The following is a 377-nucleotide window of genomic DNA, read 5'->3' on the forward strand; positions in this document are numbered from 1 at the left end:
CCCGCCGTTCACGAACGCGTTTCGTGGAACGCAGGGCGCAAAGTGGGACCTAAGCGCGCGCTAAAGCCGCGCCAGATCTGGGCGGTGCGTTTCTTTCTCGACCAGCACCGGCGCATTCGAGATCGGGCCCTTTTCGATCTTGCGATCGACAGCAAGCTGCGCGGTTGCGACCTCGTGAAGATGAAGATCGAGGATATCGTCTGCGATCGGAAGATTCGAACCCGCGCTACCGTGGTTCAGCAAAAGACCGGGCGACCCGTCCAGTTCGAACTGATGGATGATGCCCGAGCCAGTCTTCTCAAATGGCTTGAGCTCCGGAGCGGCTCTCTGGAAGATTTTGTCTTCCCAAGTCGCACGAACCACGCCGCCCACATCAG

General features: G+C 59.4%; 1 protein-coding gene. It reads left to right on the plus strand.

Features of this window, described 5'->3' with window-relative positions; genetic code table 11:
* On the plus strand, positions 1-377 hold a 377-nt coding region (locus MTR65_RS20120; RefSeq protein WP_419145070.1), incomplete at both ends, for a tyrosine-type recombinase/integrase.

Origin of the sequence: Novosphingobium mangrovi, from assembly GCF_022818885.1 — a bacterium.
GTDB classification, from domain to species: domain Bacteria; phylum Pseudomonadota; class Alphaproteobacteria; order Sphingomonadales; family Sphingomonadaceae; genus Novosphingobium; species Novosphingobium mangrovi.